Source organism: Pseudarthrobacter sp. ATCC 49987 (assembly GCF_009928425.1).
Classification (GTDB): domain Bacteria; phylum Actinomycetota; class Actinomycetes; order Actinomycetales; family Micrococcaceae; genus Arthrobacter.
This window is the reverse complement of record NZ_JAABNS010000001.1, coordinates 555,654-573,022: the sequence shown is the minus strand read 5'-3', so window position 1 is coordinate 573,022 and position 17,369 is coordinate 555,654. Positions and strand designations below refer to the sequence as shown.

At 67.4% G+C, this 17,369-nt stretch carries 13 protein-coding genes and 2 tRNA genes; 3 read left to right on the top strand and 12 right to left on the bottom strand.

The genetic code is table 11. From position 1 onward, the window contains the following. Window positions 1-78: 78 nt before the first annotated feature. Together GXK59_RS02725 and GXK59_RS02720 are read right to left on the bottom strand one after the other, a co-directional pair. Window positions 79-1,650, bottom strand: a complete 1,572-nt coding sequence (locus tag GXK59_RS02725; protein WP_160664195.1) for a Na+/H+ antiporter — start codon at window positions 1,648-1,650, stop codon at window positions 79-81. A gap of 122 nt (window positions 1,651-1,772) precedes the next feature. Next, window positions 1,773-2,432 (bottom strand): NAD(P)H-binding protein, encoded by a 660-nt coding sequence (locus tag GXK59_RS02720; protein ID WP_160664193.1) that lies wholly within the window; start codon window positions 2,430-2,432, stop codon window positions 1,773-1,775. A 177-nt stretch (window positions 2,433-2,609) separates the two neighbouring features. Between GXK59_RS02720 and GXK59_RS02715 the strand changes: the two genes are divergently transcribed. Then, window positions 2,610-3,764: an IS1249 family transposase gene (locus GXK59_RS02715; RefSeq protein ID WP_160664191.1), complete on the top strand. Its 1,155-nt coding sequence runs from the start codon at window positions 2,610-2,612 to the stop codon at window positions 3,762-3,764. Between the two features lie 107 nt (window positions 3,765-3,871). On the opposite strand, the gene GXK59_RS02710 is transcribed toward GXK59_RS02715, so the two are convergent. The 3 genes from GXK59_RS02710 to GXK59_RS02700 all read right to left on the bottom strand — a co-directional run bounded on the left by GXK59_RS02710 (window position 3,872) and on the right by GXK59_RS02700 (window position 6,440). After that, a tRNA-Met gene (locus GXK59_RS02710) sits at window positions 3,872-3,945 on the bottom strand. A gap of 62 nt (window positions 3,946-4,007) precedes the next feature. Then, a tRNA-Thr gene (locus tag GXK59_RS02705) sits at window positions 4,008-4,079 on the bottom strand. A 231-nt stretch (window positions 4,080-4,310) separates the two neighbouring features. Next, window positions 4,311-6,440 carry a DEAD/DEAH box helicase gene (locus GXK59_RS02700; protein ID WP_160664189.1) on the bottom strand — a complete coding sequence of 710 codons (2,130 nt, stop codon included), beginning with the start codon at window positions 6,438-6,440 and terminating at the stop codon, window positions 4,311-4,313. Between the two features lie 937 nt (window positions 6,441-7,377). Here GXK59_RS02700 and GXK59_RS02695 point away from each other — a divergent pair. Then, a complete protein-coding gene (locus GXK59_RS02695; protein WP_160664187.1) occupies window positions 7,378-7,857 on the top strand; it encodes a hypothetical protein in 480 nt (159 codons plus the stop codon). Between the two features lie 27 nt (window positions 7,858-7,884). On the opposite strand, the gene GXK59_RS02690 is transcribed toward GXK59_RS02695, so the two are convergent. Continuing rightward, window positions 7,885-8,535: an MOSC domain-containing protein gene (locus GXK59_RS02690; protein ID WP_160664185.1), complete on the bottom strand. Its 651-nt coding sequence runs from the start codon at window positions 8,533-8,535 to the stop codon at window positions 7,885-7,887. Between the two features lie 245 nt (window positions 8,536-8,780). Between GXK59_RS02690 and GXK59_RS02685 the strand changes: the two genes are divergently transcribed. Then, a complete protein-coding gene (locus GXK59_RS02685; RefSeq protein ID WP_160664183.1) occupies window positions 8,781-9,986 on the top strand; it encodes an acyl-CoA dehydrogenase family protein in 1,206 nt (401 codons plus the stop codon). Between the two features lie 68 nt (window positions 9,987-10,054). Here the strand turns inward: GXK59_RS02685 and GXK59_RS02680 are convergent, their stop codons facing one another. The 6 genes from GXK59_RS02680 to GXK59_RS02655 all read right to left on the bottom strand — a co-directional run bounded on the left by GXK59_RS02680 (window position 10,055) and on the right by GXK59_RS02655 (window position 17,349). Then, window positions 10,055-11,404: a glycosyltransferase 87 family protein gene (locus tag GXK59_RS02680; RefSeq protein ID WP_160664181.1), complete on the bottom strand. Its 1,350-nt coding sequence runs from the start codon at window positions 11,402-11,404 to the stop codon at window positions 10,055-10,057. 69 nt (window positions 11,405-11,473) lie between these two features. Next, a complete protein-coding gene (locus GXK59_RS02675; RefSeq protein ID WP_160664179.1) occupies window positions 11,474-12,841 on the bottom strand; it encodes an MFS transporter in 1,368 nt (455 codons plus the stop codon). Further along, window positions 12,838-13,350, bottom strand: a complete 513-nt coding sequence (locus tag GXK59_RS02670; RefSeq protein WP_160664177.1) for a winged helix-turn-helix transcriptional regulator — start codon at window positions 13,348-13,350, stop codon at window positions 12,838-12,840. The genes GXK59_RS02675 and GXK59_RS02670 overlap by 4 nt, the downstream gene beginning before the upstream one ends. Before the next feature lie 33 nt (window positions 13,351-13,383). Beyond that, window positions 13,384-14,658, bottom strand: coding sequence for a glycosyltransferase 87 family protein (locus GXK59_RS02665; RefSeq protein WP_237393764.1), 1,275 nt, complete (start codon window positions 14,656-14,658; stop codon window positions 13,384-13,386). 6 nt (window positions 14,659-14,664) lie between these two features. Then, complete coding sequence (locus GXK59_RS02660) at window positions 14,665-15,879, bottom strand: cystathionine gamma-synthase (RefSeq protein ID WP_160664175.1); 1,215 nt, start codon at window positions 15,877-15,879, stop codon at window positions 14,665-14,667. Between the two features lie 84 nt (window positions 15,880-15,963). Then, on the bottom strand, window positions 15,964-17,349 hold the full coding sequence (locus tag GXK59_RS02655) for a cystathionine beta-synthase (RefSeq protein ID WP_160664173.1): 1,386 nt from the start codon (window positions 17,347-17,349) through the stop codon (window positions 15,964-15,966). Between the last annotated feature and the right edge of the window lie 20 nt (window positions 17,350-17,369).

The window sequence follows — 17,369 nt, the reverse complement described above, 5'->3', positions numbered from 1 at the left end:
CGGTTACCCGTACCGCGGGTCGAGACCAATGCCCTGGAGCTTGAGCTGGGCCGTAGGGACAGCGGTCACCCCGGCGGGCTACTCCGGCATGATCATGGTGCGCAGGTCCAGCTGCCGGAGGACCCGGTCCGCGACCTCGGGGTCCACACCGGGCTCGTTGCGGGCCGCGACGAGTTCCTGGCGGGCCGCATCGAGCGCGATCGTCTGCACGGCAATCGCCAGCTCGCGTCCGCGCTTGCGCATCTCCCCAACGCTTTCGTTGCGGATGCTGCCATCGAGCAGTTCGGCATGCAGCCGGGTCATTTTCTCCTTGACCAGCGCCACCTTCTCCGCCGGCAGCTCTTTCATCAGCTCGTGCGCCTTCAGCGCCGCGATGGCCGCCTCCTGTGCCCGCCCGGCGAGAACCCGCGCGGCGTCGCGCTCTTCCGAACCGTCGCCGGAAGCCTTCAGTATCCGCATCAGCCACGGCAGCGTCAGCCCCGGCAGCACCAGGGTGGCCAGCAGGACCGCGCAGGCGATGACGATGAGCTGGCTTCGGGCCGGGAACGGACTCCCGTCGGCCAGGGTAAGCGGAAGCGCCAGAGCGAGCGCCAGGGTGGCGAGCCCCCGCATGCCGCACCAGGTAAGGATGAGGACTTCCTTGGCGGAGTTGGGCCGCAGGGAATCCTTTGTGCTGCGCGCCAGGACGGACATCATCGCCAGCCACGCGAACCGGACAGCAAACACCAGCACGCACACCACCACGGCGTTGCCGATCATGCCGACAATTCCGTTGCCTTCGTCGCGGATGACCTGCCGAACTTCCAGCCCCACCAGGCCGAACGCCAGACCCGTGACCAACAGCTCCACCACGTCCCAGAAGGCGGTGCGGGTCACCCGCTCGGCGGCGTCCTGCGGCCTGGCGTGGCGCTGAATCTCCAAGGCCGTGACGACAACAGCAATCACACCCGAGGCGTGCACCTCCTCGGCCAGGATGTAGGCCGCGAACGGCACCACGAGGGTGACGGCGCTGCGGGCAACCATAGCCTGCACCAGCCTGGTGATGAGGCTGGTGAGCCAGCCCATGCCGATTCCCACCGCCACCGCGATCACCGCGCCTTGCACAAACTGCAGGACGACGTCGGCAGAGACTTCAGTGCCGGACACGGTCGCGGCGACAGCAGCCTGGAAGATGACGATGGCGGCGGCGTCGTTGAAGAGGCCCTCGCTTTGCAGCACCGTGATGAGCCGCCGGGGCATGTGCACCCGACCCGCAATGGACTCCACGGCCACCGGATCCGGCGGGGCCACCATCGCGCCCAGGGCGATCGCCGCGGGAATTCCGATGCCCGGGATCAGGAGCCAGGCCGCTCCTGCCACCACCGCGGTCGAAACCACCACGAGGGCCACCGCGAGCATCAGCAGCGTACGCCAACGGACCCTGAACACGGCCCACGAACTGCGTTGGGCCGTGGCAAAGAGCAATGGCGGCAGGAAGATGGGCAGGATCAGGTCCGGTGAGATGGCGATGTCCGGAAATCCAGGAATGAAGGTCAGCGAGGCCGCCAGGATCAGCATGAGGACCGGAAACGGCAGCCGCAGCCGGTCCCCGACGCCGACGGCCACCACAGTGGCCAGCAGGAGTCCGATGATGATTGCCAACTGGTCCATAGGCCCACTTCCCCGGGAGTGCTTCGGGTCAACCCGCTGCGTCGGATGAGCGGGTCGCCCCCACCACTTTATCGGCCCATGGTGAACGGCCCTGCCAGGCGGTCAGCGGCCTGCTGGGCTGGCTAGCTCACGGGTTCCAGGGCGGCCGCGATGGGCAGGTCGCCGTCCCGGAATTCGATGGTGCGCCCGGCGGTTGAGGGCAGGCCCAGTACTGCCGCGGCGACGAGTGCCACGTTGGCACGGGCTGTTTCCCGGCCTCCGGAGTCGTCGGCTGGGTTGACGTCGATCAGGCCATTGCCGGGCCCGTCGGTGAGCGCTCCAGGTCCCAGGATGGTCCAGTGCAGGTCCGTTCCGCGCAGGTAGGAGTCCGCGGCGGCCTTGGCCTCCGCATACGCGAAGAAGCTGCTGTCCTCGGGGATGCCGTGGTCCGGTCCGGCGCCAAGGTAGGACACCATGACGTACCGCCCGACGCCGGCCGCCGCGGCCGCATCCATCGACCGGATGGCGGCGTCCCGGTCCACCGCGTAGGTCCGCTCGGGGCTTCCCCCGCCGGCGCCGGCCGACCAGACCACGGCGTCGTGGTTCCGCAGCGCCTCGGCGATCTCCGCGGTCGTCGAATGTTCAACGTCCAGGACAACAGGAGTGGCGCCCGTTGCCGCGACGTCTGTCCCGTGGTCCGGGTTGCGGATAAAGGACGTAACGTCTGTTCCCTCTTCGGAGAGGATGCGGGACAGTTCCAGAGCCACTTTGCCGTGGCCGCCAATGATTGCGATTCGCGTCATGGACCCATTCTGTCCCACAACCCCGCACCTGCCACCGTTGCGCTGGCAGATTTAGCAGCCAAACCCCCCGTTTAAGCACCAAGAGGGTTAGCGGCCAAAATGTGTGTATGAGATTGGCTTGGTTGCCAGTGTTCGCGCGGGTTGTAGGGGTGTCCACATGCTTTGAAAGCATGTGGAGTGACGGTTCGATCAAATCAGCCCCGGTGTGGTGTATGTGCTCAGAAGCTTGTGAAGAACGGTTCGACCAGTGCCGGGCGGACGAGATGGCGGTGTAGGTCGTGTGGTGCTTCGAGTACTCAATCCCGGGTTGATGTCACGAAGAGGGCAGAGTTCACGGCCTTCATTTCCTGGATCACGGGGAAGCAGCGGCAAGGCGCCCACGCCGGCTCGGAGAGGACCTTCAGGCGCCGGAGTGCCTGGTGCTGGAATGTCGCCCCGGCGGCCGCGCGGACCGGGGAAATACACCCGGTGATCATGCTCGATGGCACCTACTTCAACGGCTGGTGCGTCCTGGTCGCTTACACCGGCGAGCACGTCATCGCGTGGCAGTGGTGTGACCGGGAAAAGCACGCCTCGTGGGCTGCGCTTCTGCGGCAGATCCCGGCCCCGGCGGTGGCCGTCGTGGACGGCCACAAGGGCCTGGAGAGCGCCTTGAGGGAACACTGGCCGGAAACGAACGTTCAACGGTGCCTGTTCCATATCCGGCAGAACATCCGCACGCATCTGACGATGCGTCCGAAGCTCGATGCCGGTAAGGAACTACTAGCCCTGGCCAAGGCACTCACCCACGTCACGGACCTTGACCAGGCCGCCGCCTGGTCCGGTGCGTTCGCTTCCTGGGAGGCCCGCTGGGAGAGCTTCCTCAAGCACCGGACCTACGCGAAGAAAACCGGCGCCAGGCCCTCACACATCGGACCGGCACAGACCTGGTGGTACACACATCTGGGCCTGCGCCGGGCACGGGGAAGCCTGGCCGCTGCCATCAAGGCAGGGCACCTCTTCACCTGGCTTACCAGCGCTACCGAAGGCCAGCAGATCGCCCGGACGACCAGCCCGCTGGAGGGAGGAATCAACGCAGGCCTCAAAGACCTTCTGCGGAACCACCGCGGCCTCAGCGAAGACCACGCCACACGCGCCGTCGACTGGTACCTCTACCAGCACACTGAATCACCCCAGGACCCTTGGGACCTCGTGAAACCACACCACTGGCAACCCCAAAAGAAGGAGTCAAAGGAGGTGGAGGAGCCCATCCAACCGGCCCTCTACGACACAGCCTTCAGCTTCGAAGACGGCAACGGAATCCAGCAAGGATGGGGCGGAAGAAACCGGTGACACGCCCAAGCCATACACACATTTTGGCCGCTAACCCCACCAAGAGTGATAGCGCAAAGTTGTTAAAACAAAAGGACCCTGCGGCCGTGGCCTGCAGGGTCTTTCTGTAGCGGCGGGGAGGCTCGATCTCCCGACCTCACGATTATGAGTCGTGCGCTCTAACCAACTGAGCTACGCCGCCATAAATGAGGAAAACCTGCGCTAAGCCGGTCAAAAACCGCCTTGACACAGGCCCTCATTCAGAGCCCCCCACCGGAATCGATCCGGTGACCTCGTTCTTACCAAGAACGCGCTCTACCACTGAGCTAGGGGGGCAACGAGTAAATACTCTACCGGAAGATTCCCCTCCCAACAAATCGATGTCGGGGCGGCCCTGAAAGCGTCAAAACCGGCGGAAATCCGGGGTGGATGGGACCCCGCGGCCAGCCAGACAGCGACCCGCGTCAGCACCGGACGCCCGCATGTGACCAAGGGAACTTAACGAAGAACGGGCCGGCTCAAGAGCCGGCCCGTTCTCAGGGTCAATCGGTGCTCAGCAGCTGCTGGTTACCACTTGGTGCGGGGCTTGAAGCCGCCCTCGGTGCGCGGCTTGCGGGCCGCGTCGGTGCCGACGCCACGCTCGTTGCGGTCGCTGAAGGAGCGTCCGCCACGGTCAGCGGAGGACCGCTCGCCGTCGGTCTTGCGGAATTCGCGCTTGAAGCCGCCGTTGCCCTTGAAGTTGCCGCCACGGTCGCCGCCGCCGGAGTAACCGCCACGGTCACCGCCGCGGCTGCCGCCCTGGTAGCCGCCACGGTCGCTCGCGGGCGAACGGCCGTTGTCCAGCTCGAGGTGGATCAGCTCGCCGCCGATGCGGGTGCGGGACAGCGCCTTCAGCTGGTCGGCGCTGAGGTCCGCCGGGAGCTCCACGAGGGAGTGGTCCGCACGGATGTCAATGCCGCCGATCTGGGCCGAGGAGATGCCGCCTTCGTTGGCAATGGCGCCAACGATGGAACCCGGCATAACGCGCTGACGGCGTCCGACGGCGATCCGGTAGGTGGCATTGCCCTCGGTCAGGGTGCGGGTCGGGCCGCGTGAGCCGAAGCCGTCCTTGGACCGCTCGCGCTTCTGGAACTCAGGAGCGGCAGGCAGTTCCTTGACCAGGAGCGGCTGGCCGCCCTGGGCCATGACGGCCAGTGCAGCAGCGATCTCCGACGCCGGAACGTTGTGCTCTTCTTCGTAGGAGGAGATTAGGTCGCGGAATGCGGCCACGTCCTCGGACGCAAGCGTCTCCGTGATCTTCTCGGCAAACTTGCCCAGGCGCAGGGTGTTGACCGACTCCGCGGTCGGCAGGTGCATCTGCTCGACCGGCTGGCGGGTCGCCTTCTCGATGGAACGCAGCAGGTACTTCTCCCGCGGCGTCATGAAGAGGATCGCGTCACCGGAACGGCCTGCACGGCCGGTGCGGCCGATGCGGTGCACGTAGGACTCGGTGTCGTGGGGGATGTCGTAGTTGACCACGTGGCTGACGCGCTCGACGTCAAGGCCGCGGGCCGCGACGTCGGTGGCGACGAGGATGTCGATCTTTCCGTCGCGCAGGGCCTCAACGGTGCGCTCGCGCTGCTGCTGCGGAATGTCGCCGTTGATGGCGGCAGCCTGGAAGCCCCGTGAACGCAGCTTGTCGGCCAGGTCCTCGGTCGCCATCTTGGTGCGCACGAAGGCGATGACGCCCTCGAACTCTTCAACCTCGAGGATGCGGGTCAGCGCGTCGAGCTTGTGCGGGCCCATGACCTGCAGGTAGCGCTGGCGGGTGTTGGCGCCCGTGGTGGTCTTGGACTTGACCTGCACCTCGGCCGGGTTGTTGAGGTACTGCTTGGAGAGCCGGCGGATCTGGCTCGGCATCGTGGCGGAGAACAGTGCAACCTGGCGGCCCTCGGGGGTCTGCTGGAAGATCTGCTCAACGTCTTCGGCGAAGCCCATGCGGAGCATCTCGTCAGCCTCGTCCAGTACCAGGTACTGGAGTTCGGACAGGTCAAGGGAGCCCTTGGCGATGTGGTCGATCACGCGGCCGGGGGTACCGACAACAACCTGGGCGCCGCGGCGCAGGCCGGCGAGTTGGGGACCGTAGGCGGAGCCGCCGTACACCGGGAGGACGGTGAAGTCGTCGATGTGCTTGGCGTAGGAGGTGAAGGCCTCGGCGACCTGGAGCGCGAGCTCACGGGTCGGAGCAAGCACCAGGGCCTGGGTCTTGCGGGACGGGCCGTTGAGGTCGTGGAGCTCGGCCAGGCGGGACAGCGCCGGTACTGCGAATGCTGCAGTCTTACCGGTGCCGGTCTGGGCCAGGCCCACGACGTCGCGGCCTTCAAGCAGCAACGGGATGGTTGCGGCCTGGATCGGGGACGGCTTCTCGTAGCCGACGTCCTGCAGGGCAGCGAGAACACGGCCGTCGATGCCGAGGTCGACGAACTTGACGCCTTCTTCTTCGTCCTCGTCCTTGGCCGGGGCAGTCTTGGTGTCAGCCTGCGGTGCAGCCTGGGTGTCAGCCTGCGGTGCGGTCTCGGCAGCAGCCGGAACCTCAACGTGTGCAGGAGCCTCGGTGAATACCGGGGCGGAGCCGGCTGCGGGGGCAGCCGTTTCAGAAGTCTCGACGTCGCTCTGAATGTTTTCGGTTTCGACGGAGTTGTTCTGATTTTCGGGCATAGGTGAAATATCCTCATCCATAGGGGCCAAGCGGCACAACCCGAGGTGAGCGGAGCCGCAGTACGCGTGACGCTAAATCGCCGGGCATACTTTGACCGGCCGGTCACATAGAAGCCCGGCGCTTTCGCAATCCCGTGGCAGGACTTCCCGCTGCATCTCTTGGCTGCTATCCCAGCAGTCTGTACAGCGTTTTCTTTAGCCGGCTCTCCCTATGAAAATGCCCGCATCGCAATTGCGCGGGCCCCAACACTTACCAGTCTTGCCTCAAGAATTGGGCAGGAAATAAGGGATTTCCGGAGTGGGGGATAGTTCAATTGTAGGGCATGGATCCGCGCATGGGTAACCAGGGGACCCGTAAGGGCGGTGAGCTTGCGCACACAGGCATCTGCCCGGCTTTGCGGCGGGACGTCGGAGACAATCCTCGATCCGACCGGAGCGCCCTTAGGCGGGGGGCAAAGCGTCCGGACGTACCTCCACAACGGACTTCTCCAGATGATCGACATACGTACTGGCGCTCCACTTCATCACATCCGAGCGGAAGCACGTCTCCTGGAACAGGTGGATGATCGGGCCATCTACAACCTTGAAGACCAGAGTCGTCTGTATCAAGTCTTCGGAACAGCGGCCCCGCTTAGCCCATGACGCGCAAACAAGCTGGCGCACCGGGTATACCCCTAGCGCTTTCTCTTAAGCGCGTCGCGGAATCTGATGCGCGTCGCGGAAGCTGATTCGCGTCGCCAGCCCGAGTGCGTCCCTCGGCGACGGTGCCGGGTGGAGTCGCCGAGCCGGACCACGGCCCGAGGCGCCTACAGCAATCCGGCGTTTCAACGGACGCCTCCATCGCGAGACGCTCACGCGGTCCTGCCACTTTCCCTCAGGCCCAGTGGCGCATGGATCCGGGTCAGCGTCCAGGATCGCAGGCCGTAGGGTGTGGGCCATGACAAGGTCGAAAATTGCGCCGCGCACCGGCAGGGCCATCCGCAGCCGCCGGTTCAGAAAGCTTCCTGTTCCGGTCTCCACGCTCCGCTGGGCGCTGATCCGCAGGCTGAGCTTCGCAGTACCCGTCGGCCTATTTCTCGGCTGGAGGCTGAACCGAGCTTTCAACACCGAAGAGTCCGGTTCAGGGACCGCCGCGGCTATATTCGTTGGCCTGGGGTTGTCCTTCGCCCTTTTCCTTGGCATCATCTGGCTCCTTGGCCGCAGTCGTCGGGCAGCATTTCTGGCATCGGGCGGTGTCCCAAATGCCACCGGCGTGCTGCTGTTCGGCGTTATGGTCGCCCGCACGCCGAAGACCCGACCGGGAAGGCGCCACGGCGACGGCGGATCCGGCTGGCGCGGTGACGGCGGCGGCGGCGGGGGAAGCGACGGAAGCGACTGCGGGAGCGGTGACGGCGGCGGCGGAGGCGGTTGCGACTGACTCCGGTGGGCCGCGTGCGCGCCGCTGTTAGAGCGCGCGGCGCTGCAGCTTCTCGAACTCCTGCTGGTACTCGGGCTGGAGGCGGATTTGCCCGTCGGCGTCGGCGTCCCGCAGGGCCTCTATGTCCCCAAGCGTGGGGTCGCTGAACCATTTGCCAATGGTCACCCCGTGGGTGGGGACAAAGATCCGGTGGATGTGGTCGCCCGCCTTGATGCTGCCGACCCGCACCACGCGCAGATACGTTCCCACCCGCCCGGCATCGCCGAACCGCTTGACCCAGTGCTGCTCATGCATCCGGCGCTGGAAAGTGGCGCAGGGGGTGCGGGGCGAGGTCACCTCAACTTCGACGTCGAGTCCGATCTTCCAGCGTTCGCCGATGATGGCGTCGGTGGCGCTGATGCCGGCGACGCGCAGGTTCTCACCGAAGATCCCCGGCGGAAGGTCGCGGCCGAGTTCCGCGGCCCAGTAGTCGGCGTCATCCTGGGAGTAGGCGTAGAGCGCCTGGTCTTCGCCGCCGTGGTGAACCCGGCTGGCCTGGATGTCACCGTGCAGTCCGAGCCTGTGCACCTTGACCGGCCCCGCCACGGGCCGTTTGTCGATCGCCGTCACGCCCACATTTCCGGGGTCGCTCAGCAACTGGTGTACGCGGCAGACGGCGAGAACAGAAGCGGTGTCCATGGCACCAGTGTAGGCCCGGCCCCCGCGGGCGGCGCTCCGACTGGACATGTCCCCCGCACGCCACCCCCGACCCCCGCCGCAGCCAGGCCATCGAACCCCGCGCGACGCTCCTGCCCAGTTACTTTCCCGCGCACCATGCAAGTGGCTGGCGACACCGGCGAGTCGGCCCGGATCCGCAACCGGGTCCGGAAGTAACTGGGCAGGAAGGCGGGGCCCGCGCCGGGACAAGACCGTAGGATGCTGGAATGAGCAACGAGGCTGGCTTCCCCAACGGGTCTGAAGTAGATGTGTCCGATGTCCTGGCGATCGATTCGCTGCTGAGCGCCGACGAGCTGGCCGTCCGGGAGCGGGTCCGCGATTTCACGGACCAGCGGATCCGGCCAGGCATCGCAGGCTGGTACGACGACGGCGTCTTCCCGCTGGAGCTGGCCCCCGAGCTGGGCGAACTCGGCGTCCTCGGCATGCATCTGGAGGGATACGGCTGCCCGGGGCGTTCCGCCGTCGAATACGGACTGGCCGCGATGGAACTGGAAGCCGGCGATTCCGGCATCCGCACGTTCGTCTCCGTGCAGGGCTCACTGGCCATGACGGCCATCCACAAGTGGGGCTCCGAGGAGCAGAAGCTGGAGTGGCTCCCCCGGATGGCCGCCGGCGAACTGATCGGCAGCTTCGCCCTGACCGAACCCACCGCCGGCTCGGACCCCGCCTCGATGAAGACCTTCGCCCGCCGCGACGGCTCCGGCGACAGCGCCGGCTGGATCCTGGACGGCACCAAACGCTGGATCGGGCTCGCCTCCGTGGCGGACGTGCTGGTGGTCTGGGCGATGACCGACGACGGTGTCCACGGATTTCTTGTCCCCGCCGGCACCCCAGGGGTCACCGCGACGCCGATCGGGCAGAAGCTCTCAATGCGCGCCTCCATCCAGTGCGATGTCACGTTCGACGGCGTCCGGCTGGGACCTGAGGCCCTGCTCCCGGCAGCCCGCGGCCTGCGCGGCCCGTTCAGCTGCCTCAACGAGGCCCGGTACGGGATCGCATGGGGCGCGATGGGCGCGGCCCGGGACTCCTACGAGGCCGCGCTGAAGTATTCGCAGGAGCGGCTGCAGTTCGGCAAGCCCCTCGCCGGGTACCAGCTGACGCAGGAGAAACTCGTGAACATGCTGCTCGAGATCCAGAAGGGCACCCTCCTTGCGCTGCAGCTGGGCCGGCTCAAGGACGCCGGGAAGCTGCGGCCGGAACAGATCTCGCTCGGCAAGCTCAACAACGTGCGCGAGGCGATCGCGATTGCCCGCGAGGCCCGCACCATCCTGGGCGGAAACGGGATCACCTTGGACTATTCCCCGCTGCGGCACGCCGCCAACCTGGAGTCGGTCCGCACCTACGAGGGCACCGACGAAGTCCACACCCTGGTCCTCGGCCAGCACATCACAGGGCTGGCCGCCTTCCGCTAGCCCCGAGTAGGCACTTCCCGGCAGTGTATGCCGCGCAAACATTGCCGGGAAGTGCGCACTCGGAACGGTCACGCCGTCGTCAGGGAGCCGCGCCGGAGGACCACAAACCAGCACACCATGATGGCCAGGGCGCAGAACACCCCGGCGCTGGAGGCCATGATCCAGAGCCCCGGGGTCTGGATGTTGAGGTCTTCGGCGCCGAGGGCCGTGCCGATGGTCTTCGGCGAAAACAGGAACACCAGCACCGACACGCCCAGGACCCCGCCCATGAGCCACCGCATCCCGCGGTAGCGGTGCGGGATCTCGCGCAGGGTCCAGGCGAAGGCCGGCAGGACGGCCGCGACCCAGACCCAGTGGTGGGACCACGAAACCGGGCTGACCAGCAGCATAGTTAGCGCCGTCGTCGAGATGGCAACCACGCGGGCACCTTGATCGCTGGCGGTTTTGATGACTCCGGCAGCCAGCGCCACCACGAGCATGCTCAGCACAAGCCAGGGAACGGTGACGGACCTTTCGGGGACGCCGAAGTGCAGCAGCGCGCCCTTGAGGGAGAGGTTGTCGACGTAGCCGGCGCCGCCGATCCGGGAGGTGTCCGGCAGTATCTGAAGCCAGAACTGCAGGGATTCGGCCGGCCGCACGAGCCAGCCGAGCAGCACGGTGCTGGCGAACCCTGCCCCCATGTTCAGCAGCCCGCGCCAGTCCCTGCGGACGAGGAAGTAGAGGCCGAACACCAGGGGCGTCAGTTTGATGCCGGCCGCGACACCCACGAGGAAGCCGCTGCCGGGGAATCCCCGGGTCCAGCGGGGGTTGCGGGCCAGCAGATCCACGGCCATCAGGCCCATCAGCAGGATGTTGATCTGGCCGAACGCCAGGGTCTCGCGCCACGGCCCAAGGTTCAGCACGGCGAGGACCAGTATGGCTGCGGCCCAGCGGTTGCCCGGGGAGCGGAAGGTGGTGCGCCAGTCCGCCGTGGCATTCCAGTAGCGGACGCCGCGGACGGCCACCCACAGTGCCACGATGGCGCCGGCGGCGTTGAAGAGCATGAGGGCAGCGTGTTGGGGCAGCAGGGCCAGGAGGCTGAAGAGGAGGGCGGCGAACGGCGGGTAGGTGAAGGGAAGCTGCGGGCCGCCTGCCCAGTCAACGTTGCCCTGGTAGAGGTCTGACGGTGCCTGGCCCGCCTCGTTGAGGATGGTGCCTCCATACCAGTAGACGCTGAAGTCGAGGCCCTGTTTGCCCCAGACGCCGAGCCAGTGCCACACCAGGTAAACCACGGCGGCCACGGCCAGGACCGTGGAGAGCCGAAGCAGCTGCGGGACGGGAGCCCGCTCGGGAAGCCGGCCGGGGAACCGCGCTGGCTGGGCTTCCGTCACAGGGTCCGGCGCCGTGACGGGTCTGTTTTCGGCATCGAGCAGTGACATGGTTCCCCCAGTTTGGTGTCGTCGGGGGCCGGCCGCGGCCGGGACCCCTGCTGTTATCCTACCGAGCCGCTACGCCGGTACCGGGATTACGTCCTTCTTGCCGGCGTCCTTGCGGATGGTCGCGCTGATGACGGCGGCGATGGTGCACATCGCGGCCGCGCCGAACCAGGCATAGGTGTACTGGCCCGTGGCGTCCCGGATGGCGCCCGCAGCCAGCGCCGCAGCGGCAGCGCCGAGCTGGTGGGCGGCGAAGACCCAGCCGAACACCACGCTGCCGTCGGCTCCGAACACCTGGCGGCAGATCGCGGCGGTTGGCGGGACGGTGGCCACCCAGTCCAGACCGTAGATCACGACGAACACGATCATGCTGGGCTGCACGGTGGCGCTGAGCAGCAGCGGCAGCACCAGCAGGCCGATCCCGCGGAACTGGTAGTAGACGGCCAGCAGGATCCGCGGGTTGTAGCGGTCGGTCAGCCAGCCGGAGGCAATGGTGCCGACGATGTCGAAGATTCCGACGACGGCCAGCAGGCCCGCCGCCGTGGTTTGGGTCATGCCGTGGTCGTGGGCAGACGGGATGAAATGTGTGCCGATCAGCCCGTTGGTCGTGGCGCCGCAGATCGCGAACCCGGCGACGAGGGCCCAGAAGGTCCGGACCTTACTGGCCCGTTTGAGCACCTGCAGCGCCCGCACGGCGGCGTTCCGGCTCGGTTCCGCGGGCTCCCCCGGGGCTTTCGGCGCCGCGTCTGCAGCGATGGCACCCCCGGCCTCCCCGGATTCCCCGGCGCCGGCGCCGGCGCCGTACGGCAGCACACCGGCGTCGGCGGGTGAGTTCTTGAGGAACTTCAACACGAGCGGCACCACAGCCAGCGCGCCGGCCGCGATCAGCAGCGAGGCCTGCCGCCAGCCCGGATCCTGGGCGAGCGCGGCGATGAACGGCAGGAAGACCAGCTGGCCCGCGGCGCTGCCGGCGGTGAGGATGCCGATCACCAGCCCGCGGCTCTTGACGAACCAGGTGTTGGCGATGGTGGCGGCGAAGACCAGCGCCATGGATCCTGTCCCGAGCCCGATCAGCAGGCCCCAGGTCAGCAGGATCTGCCAGGACTGGTTGACCAGCACGGTCAGGGCGCTGCCGGCCCCGATCAGCACGAGCGCGACGGACGTGACGGCGCGGATTCCGAACCGTTCCATGAGGGCCGCGGCGAACGGTGCCGTGAGGCCGAAGAGCACCAGGTTGATGCTGACCGCGGCTGAGAGCACCGTGGTGGACCAGCCGAATTCGCTCTGCAGCGGCACCATCAGCACGCCGGGCGCGGCACGGAAGCCGGCCGCGCCGACCAGCGCCAGGAACGCGACGGCGGCAACCACCCAGGCCGGGTGGAGGCGGCGCTTGGGGGCCGGGTGGAGGCGTTGCCGAGGGGTGGTTTCGGGAGCACTCATGCCGCGGTTCCGTTCTGCTGTGTCGTGGGGGCGGTGGCGAGGGCCACGGGCTCGGCGGTGCGGGTCAGGCTGTGCCAGCTGGTGTTGTCCGCCGTGAGCCGCTCCCCGCAGGATGTGCAGGTGTCAGCGGAGGTGGTGCGCTGGCCGCACGTGGAGTGGATCACGAACATGTGGGCCTGCTCGGACGGGGCCGGGAGGTATTTTTCGGCCCAGATGACAAGGGCGTTGAGCACCGGCAGCGCGTCCTCACCTTTGGCGGTGAGCACGTACTCCTGGCGGGCGCGGCCGCCGTCGTACGGCCGGCGGGTGAGCAGCCCGGCGTCAACGAGGGCTGCGAGGCGCCTGGTGAGGACGGAATCCGCTGCCCCGAGCCGGGCCTTCATCGAGTCGAAACGGCCGTTGCCGAAGAAGACCTCGCGCAGGACCAGCATGCCCCACGGGTCGCCAAGGATGTCCAGGCCGCGGGCCATGCTGCAGTTCCGCTGGGACCAGTCGGATCGAAGTGCCACGCGGACGACCCTAGCTGCCTTCCTTCAAGAAAGCTAGGGGCGGAGCGCGGCGCGGGACGGCCGGTAGGCCAGGGCCCAGTAGACCAGCATGGCGATGCCGCAGAGCACCCCGAGGCTGGCCACGATGAGCTGCCATTGGGTCTGCGGGTCCTTGCCCCACTCGGCCGCTCCTGCCATGACCGACAGGTACTTGGGCGTCAGGTAGAAGGACAGGGCCGAGAACGTGACGATGATCCACCCGGCCAGGCGCATCCGTCCGTTGCGGGACGGCACCCGGTGGATGGCGAAGCCCATGCTGGGCAGGGCAACGGCCATCCAGACCCAGTGGTGGGACCAGGACACCGGACTGACCAGCAGCATCAGCACGGCGGTGGCGGAGACGGCGACGAAGTTCTCCTCGGCGGCCACCGCCCACTTGATCACGAGCGCGGCTGTCGCGGCCAGGGCCAGTGACAACGCGAGCCACAACAGGCTCGTCAGGCCGGAATCCGGCAGTCCCAGGTGCAGCAGCAGGCCCTTGACCGAGAGGTTGTCCACGTACGCCGGCCCGCCGATCCGTCCGGTGTCGGGCAGGATCTTGGTCCAGAAGGTCAGTGAGGCCGTGGGCAGTACGGCCCAGGCCAGGCCGATCGAGCCGAAGAAGCCGGCGGCCATCCAGCCGAGGGCCTTGAAGTCGCGGCGGACCAGGAAATAGAGCCCGAACGCGAGCGGGGTCAGTTTGATGCCCGCCGCGATGCCGATCAGCAGCCCTGCGGGCCAGCGGATCTGCCCCGCCCGGGCTTTCCCGAAGAGCGCAAAGTCGCCGAGGATCAGGCCCATCAGGATGATGTTGATCTGGCCGAAGTCGAAGGTGTCCCGCCACGGCCCCAGGAGCAGGATCGCCGCGGTGCCTGCCAGCGCCAGGGCCCGGAAACGCCAGTCGGCGAACGCGTTCCGCCAGCTGCCGAGGCGGAAGTAGTGCCGTGCGAGCCAGGCGGACACGATTGCGGCGCCCAGCAGCGCGGTCGTGATGAACACGAGGCTGCCGCCGCTTTGGCCCAGCGTCGCCAGGGCGGCGAACAGCAGCGCGGCGAAGGGCGGGTACGTGAACGGCAGCCCGTCCCGCGCCGCGTAAAGCTCGTTGACGCCGGTCTCGCCGGACTGCAGCACCCGGTTGCCGCCGTAGAAGTAGACCTCGAAGTCGTTCATCAGCGGGATGTACGCCGAGTACAGCACCACCAGGGCGACGACGACGGCGAGCGCGCCGGCCGCCGTCGCGAGCCAGCCGCGGGTGGTGGAGGGCGTGGCCCTGGCGGTGGTGGTGGTCACGGGTGGTTAGCTGCCTGACTCACCGGCGGTGGCAATCTGCGCGAACGCCTGCTCCAGGTCGGCGATGAGGTCCTCGACGTCCTCGATGCCGCAGGAGAGCCGGATCAGGTTGACCGGGACGGCCAGTTCAGTGCCTTTGACCGAGGCGTGCGTCATTTCCGAGGGGTAGTTCATGAGGGATTCGATCCCGCCAAGGGACTCCGCGAGGGTGAACACGGAGGTGGACTCGGCCACCTTGCGTGCCGCGGCTTCGCCGCCCTTGAACTGCACGGAGATCATCCCGCCGAACTTCTTCATCTGCTTCTTCGCGAGCTCGTGCCCGGGGTGTGAGGGCAGGCCCGGGTACAGCACGGCCTCAACCTCGGGCCGCTGCAGCAGCCACTCCGCTACGGCCTGGGCGTTGTCGCTGTGCCGGTCCATCCTCACGCCGAGGGTCTTCAGGCCCCGGGTGGTCAGGAACGCGTCCATCGGGCCGGAGACGGCACCGACGGCGAACTGCACGAAGCCGATCTTCTCCGCCAGCTCCGGGTCGTTGACGATGATGGCGCCGCCGACGACGTCGGAGTGTCCGCCGATGTACTTGGTGGTGGAGTGAACCACGACGTCGGCGCCGAGGGCCAGCGGGTTCTGCAGGTATGGCGAGGCGAAGGTGTTGTCCACCACGAGGAGGGCACCAGCGTCGTGCGCCACCTTGGACAGGGCCGCGATGTCGGTGATCTTCATCATCGGGTTCGACGGCGTCTCGACCCAGACGAGCCGGGTCTTGCCGCCGTTCGACCCCCCAGCTGCCACGGCCTTCGCCACGGCGTCAAGGTTGGACATGTCCACCGGGGTGTTGCCGATGCCCCACTCCCCCAGCACCCGGGCAATCAGCCGGTAGGTGCCGCCGTAGGCGTCGTTGCCGAGCACGATGTGGTCGCCGGGCCGGGTGAGGGCGCGGATCATGGAGTCCTCGGCGGCGAGGCCGGAGCTGAAGGAGAACGCGGCGGTCCCGCCTTCCAGCGCTGCGAGCTGTTCCTGCAGCGAGTCACGGGTGGGGTTGGTCCCGCGGCCGTATTCGTAGCCGGCCCGCAGCACGCCGATCGCTTCCTGGGCATAGGTGGTGGAGAAATGCACGGGCGGCACGACGGCGCCGGTGCGCGGCTCGAACTCCTGGCCGGCGTGCACGGCGCGGGTGTTGAACCCGGCGGTTTTGGCGGAAGAGCTTTCTGGCAAAGACATATGCGTTCCTTTCGGCCGGCGGCCGGGGCGCCCCTGGGAGGGCGTTCCGGCATCCGGGTCAATTGCTGAAACCAGTTGCTGGGGTCAGTTGCTCAGGTAGGCGAGGAGGTCGTGGCGGGTCAGGATCCCCACCGGAGCGCCGACGAAGGTCACCATCAGGGTGTCCGCGTCGGAGAGGAGTTCGCGGGCCGTCGAGATCGATTCGAGCGAGCCGATCACCGGCAGCCGGGCCTCCATGTGTTCGGAAATCTTGTCCGAGAGCTTGGCTTCACCGCGGAACAGCTTCGCGGTCAGGGTGCGCTCGTCGACGGCGCCGAGGACCTCGCCCATCACCACCGGCGGCTCCTGCGACAGCACCGGGATGTGGGAGACCCCGTACTCGTTCATGATGTTGATGACGTCGCGGACGCTCTCGTTGGGGTGGATGTGCACGAGGTCCGGCAGCTCCCCGGTCTTGGCCTTGAGGATCTCGCCCACGGAGGCTTCGTCCCCGCTGGCGAGGAAGCCGTAGGAGCGCATCCACTGGTCGTTGAAGATCTTGGCGAGGTAGCCGCGGCCGGAGTCCGGCAGGATCACGACGACGACGGCATCATCCGGCAGGTCCTTGGCGACCTGCAGGGCGGCGACGACGGCCATGCCGGAGGAACCGCCCACGAGCAGGCCCTCCTCGCGGGCCAGCCGGCGCGTCATCTCGAAGGAGTCGGCGTCGCTCACGGCGATGACGTCGTCGGGGACGGCCTTGTCGTAGTTGGCAGGCCACATGTCCTCGCCGACACCTTCGACGAAGTACGGCCGGCCGGTGCCGCCGGAGTAGACCGAACCTGCCGGGTCCGCGCCGATGATCTTGACCACGCCGCCGTCGGACTCCGCACGGCCGGCGGAGACTTCCTTGAGGTACCGGCCGGTGCCGGTGATGGTTCCGCCCGTGCCGGCCCCGATCACGCAGTGCGTGACCCGGCCGTCCGTGTCGCGCCAGATTTCCGGGCCGGTGGATTCGTAGTGGCTGGCCGGGGCGGCCGGGTTGGAGAACTGGTCGGGCTTGTAGGCGCCGGGGATCTCGGTGACCAGCCGGTCCGAGACACCGTAGTAGCTTTGCGGGCTGTCGGGGGCGACGGCGGTGGGCGTCACCACGACCTCGGCGCCGTAGGCCTGCAGCACGGCGCGCTTGTCCTCGCCGACCTTGTCCGGCACCACGAAGATGCACCGGTAGCCCTTCTGCTGGGCCACCAGGGCCAGCCCGACGCCGGTGTTGCCGGAGGTGGGTTCCACGATGGTGCCGCCGGGCAGGAGCTTGCCGGTGCGTTCGGCCTCCTCGATCATCTTCACCGCGATGCGGTCTTTGATTGAACCGCCGGGGTTCAGGTATTCCAGCTTCACCAGGACCGTGGCCCCGATGCCGTCGGTGACGTGGTGGAGCTTGACGAGCGGCGTATTGCCGATGAGGTCCAGAACGGACTGGGCGTACTTCATAGGTACAAAGTTACCGTCTC

Excerpts from the sequence above, each read along its gene's own strand:
- GXK59_RS02725 (WP_160664195.1), bottom strand. The coding sequence starts at position 1,650 with ATGGACCAGTTGGCAATCATCATCGGACTCCTGCTGGCCACTGTGGTG.
- GXK59_RS02720 (WP_160664193.1), bottom strand. The coding sequence starts at position 2,432 with ATGACGCGAATCGCAATCATTGGCGGCCACGGCAAAGTGGCTCTGGAA.
- GXK59_RS02700 (WP_160664189.1), bottom strand. The coding sequence starts at position 6,440 with ATGCCCGAAAATCAGAACAACTCCGTCGAAACCGAAAACATTCAGAGC.
- GXK59_RS02695 (WP_160664187.1), top strand. The coding sequence starts at position 7,378 with ATGACAAGGTCGAAAATTGCGCCGCGCACCGGCAGGGCCATCCGCAGC.
- GXK59_RS02690 (WP_160664185.1), bottom strand. The coding sequence starts at position 8,535 with ATGGACACCGCTTCTGTTCTCGCCGTCTGCCGCGTACACCAGTTGCTG.
- GXK59_RS02685 (WP_160664183.1), top strand. The coding sequence starts at position 8,781 with ATGAGCAACGAGGCTGGCTTCCCCAACGGGTCTGAAGTAGATGTGTCC.
- GXK59_RS02680 (WP_160664181.1), bottom strand. The coding sequence starts at position 11,404 with ATGTCACTGCTCGATGCCGAAAACAGACCCGTCACGGCGCCGGACCCT.
- GXK59_RS02675 (WP_160664179.1), bottom strand. The coding sequence starts at position 12,841 with ATGAGTGCTCCCGAAACCACCCCTCGGCAACGCCTCCACCCGGCCCCC.
- GXK59_RS02660 (WP_160664175.1), bottom strand. The coding sequence starts at position 15,879 with ATGTCTTTGCCAGAAAGCTCTTCCGCCAAAACCGCCGGGTTCAACACC.
- GXK59_RS02655 (WP_160664173.1), bottom strand. The coding sequence starts at position 17,349 with ATGAAGTACGCCCAGTCCGTTCTGGACCTCATCGGCAATACGCCGCTC.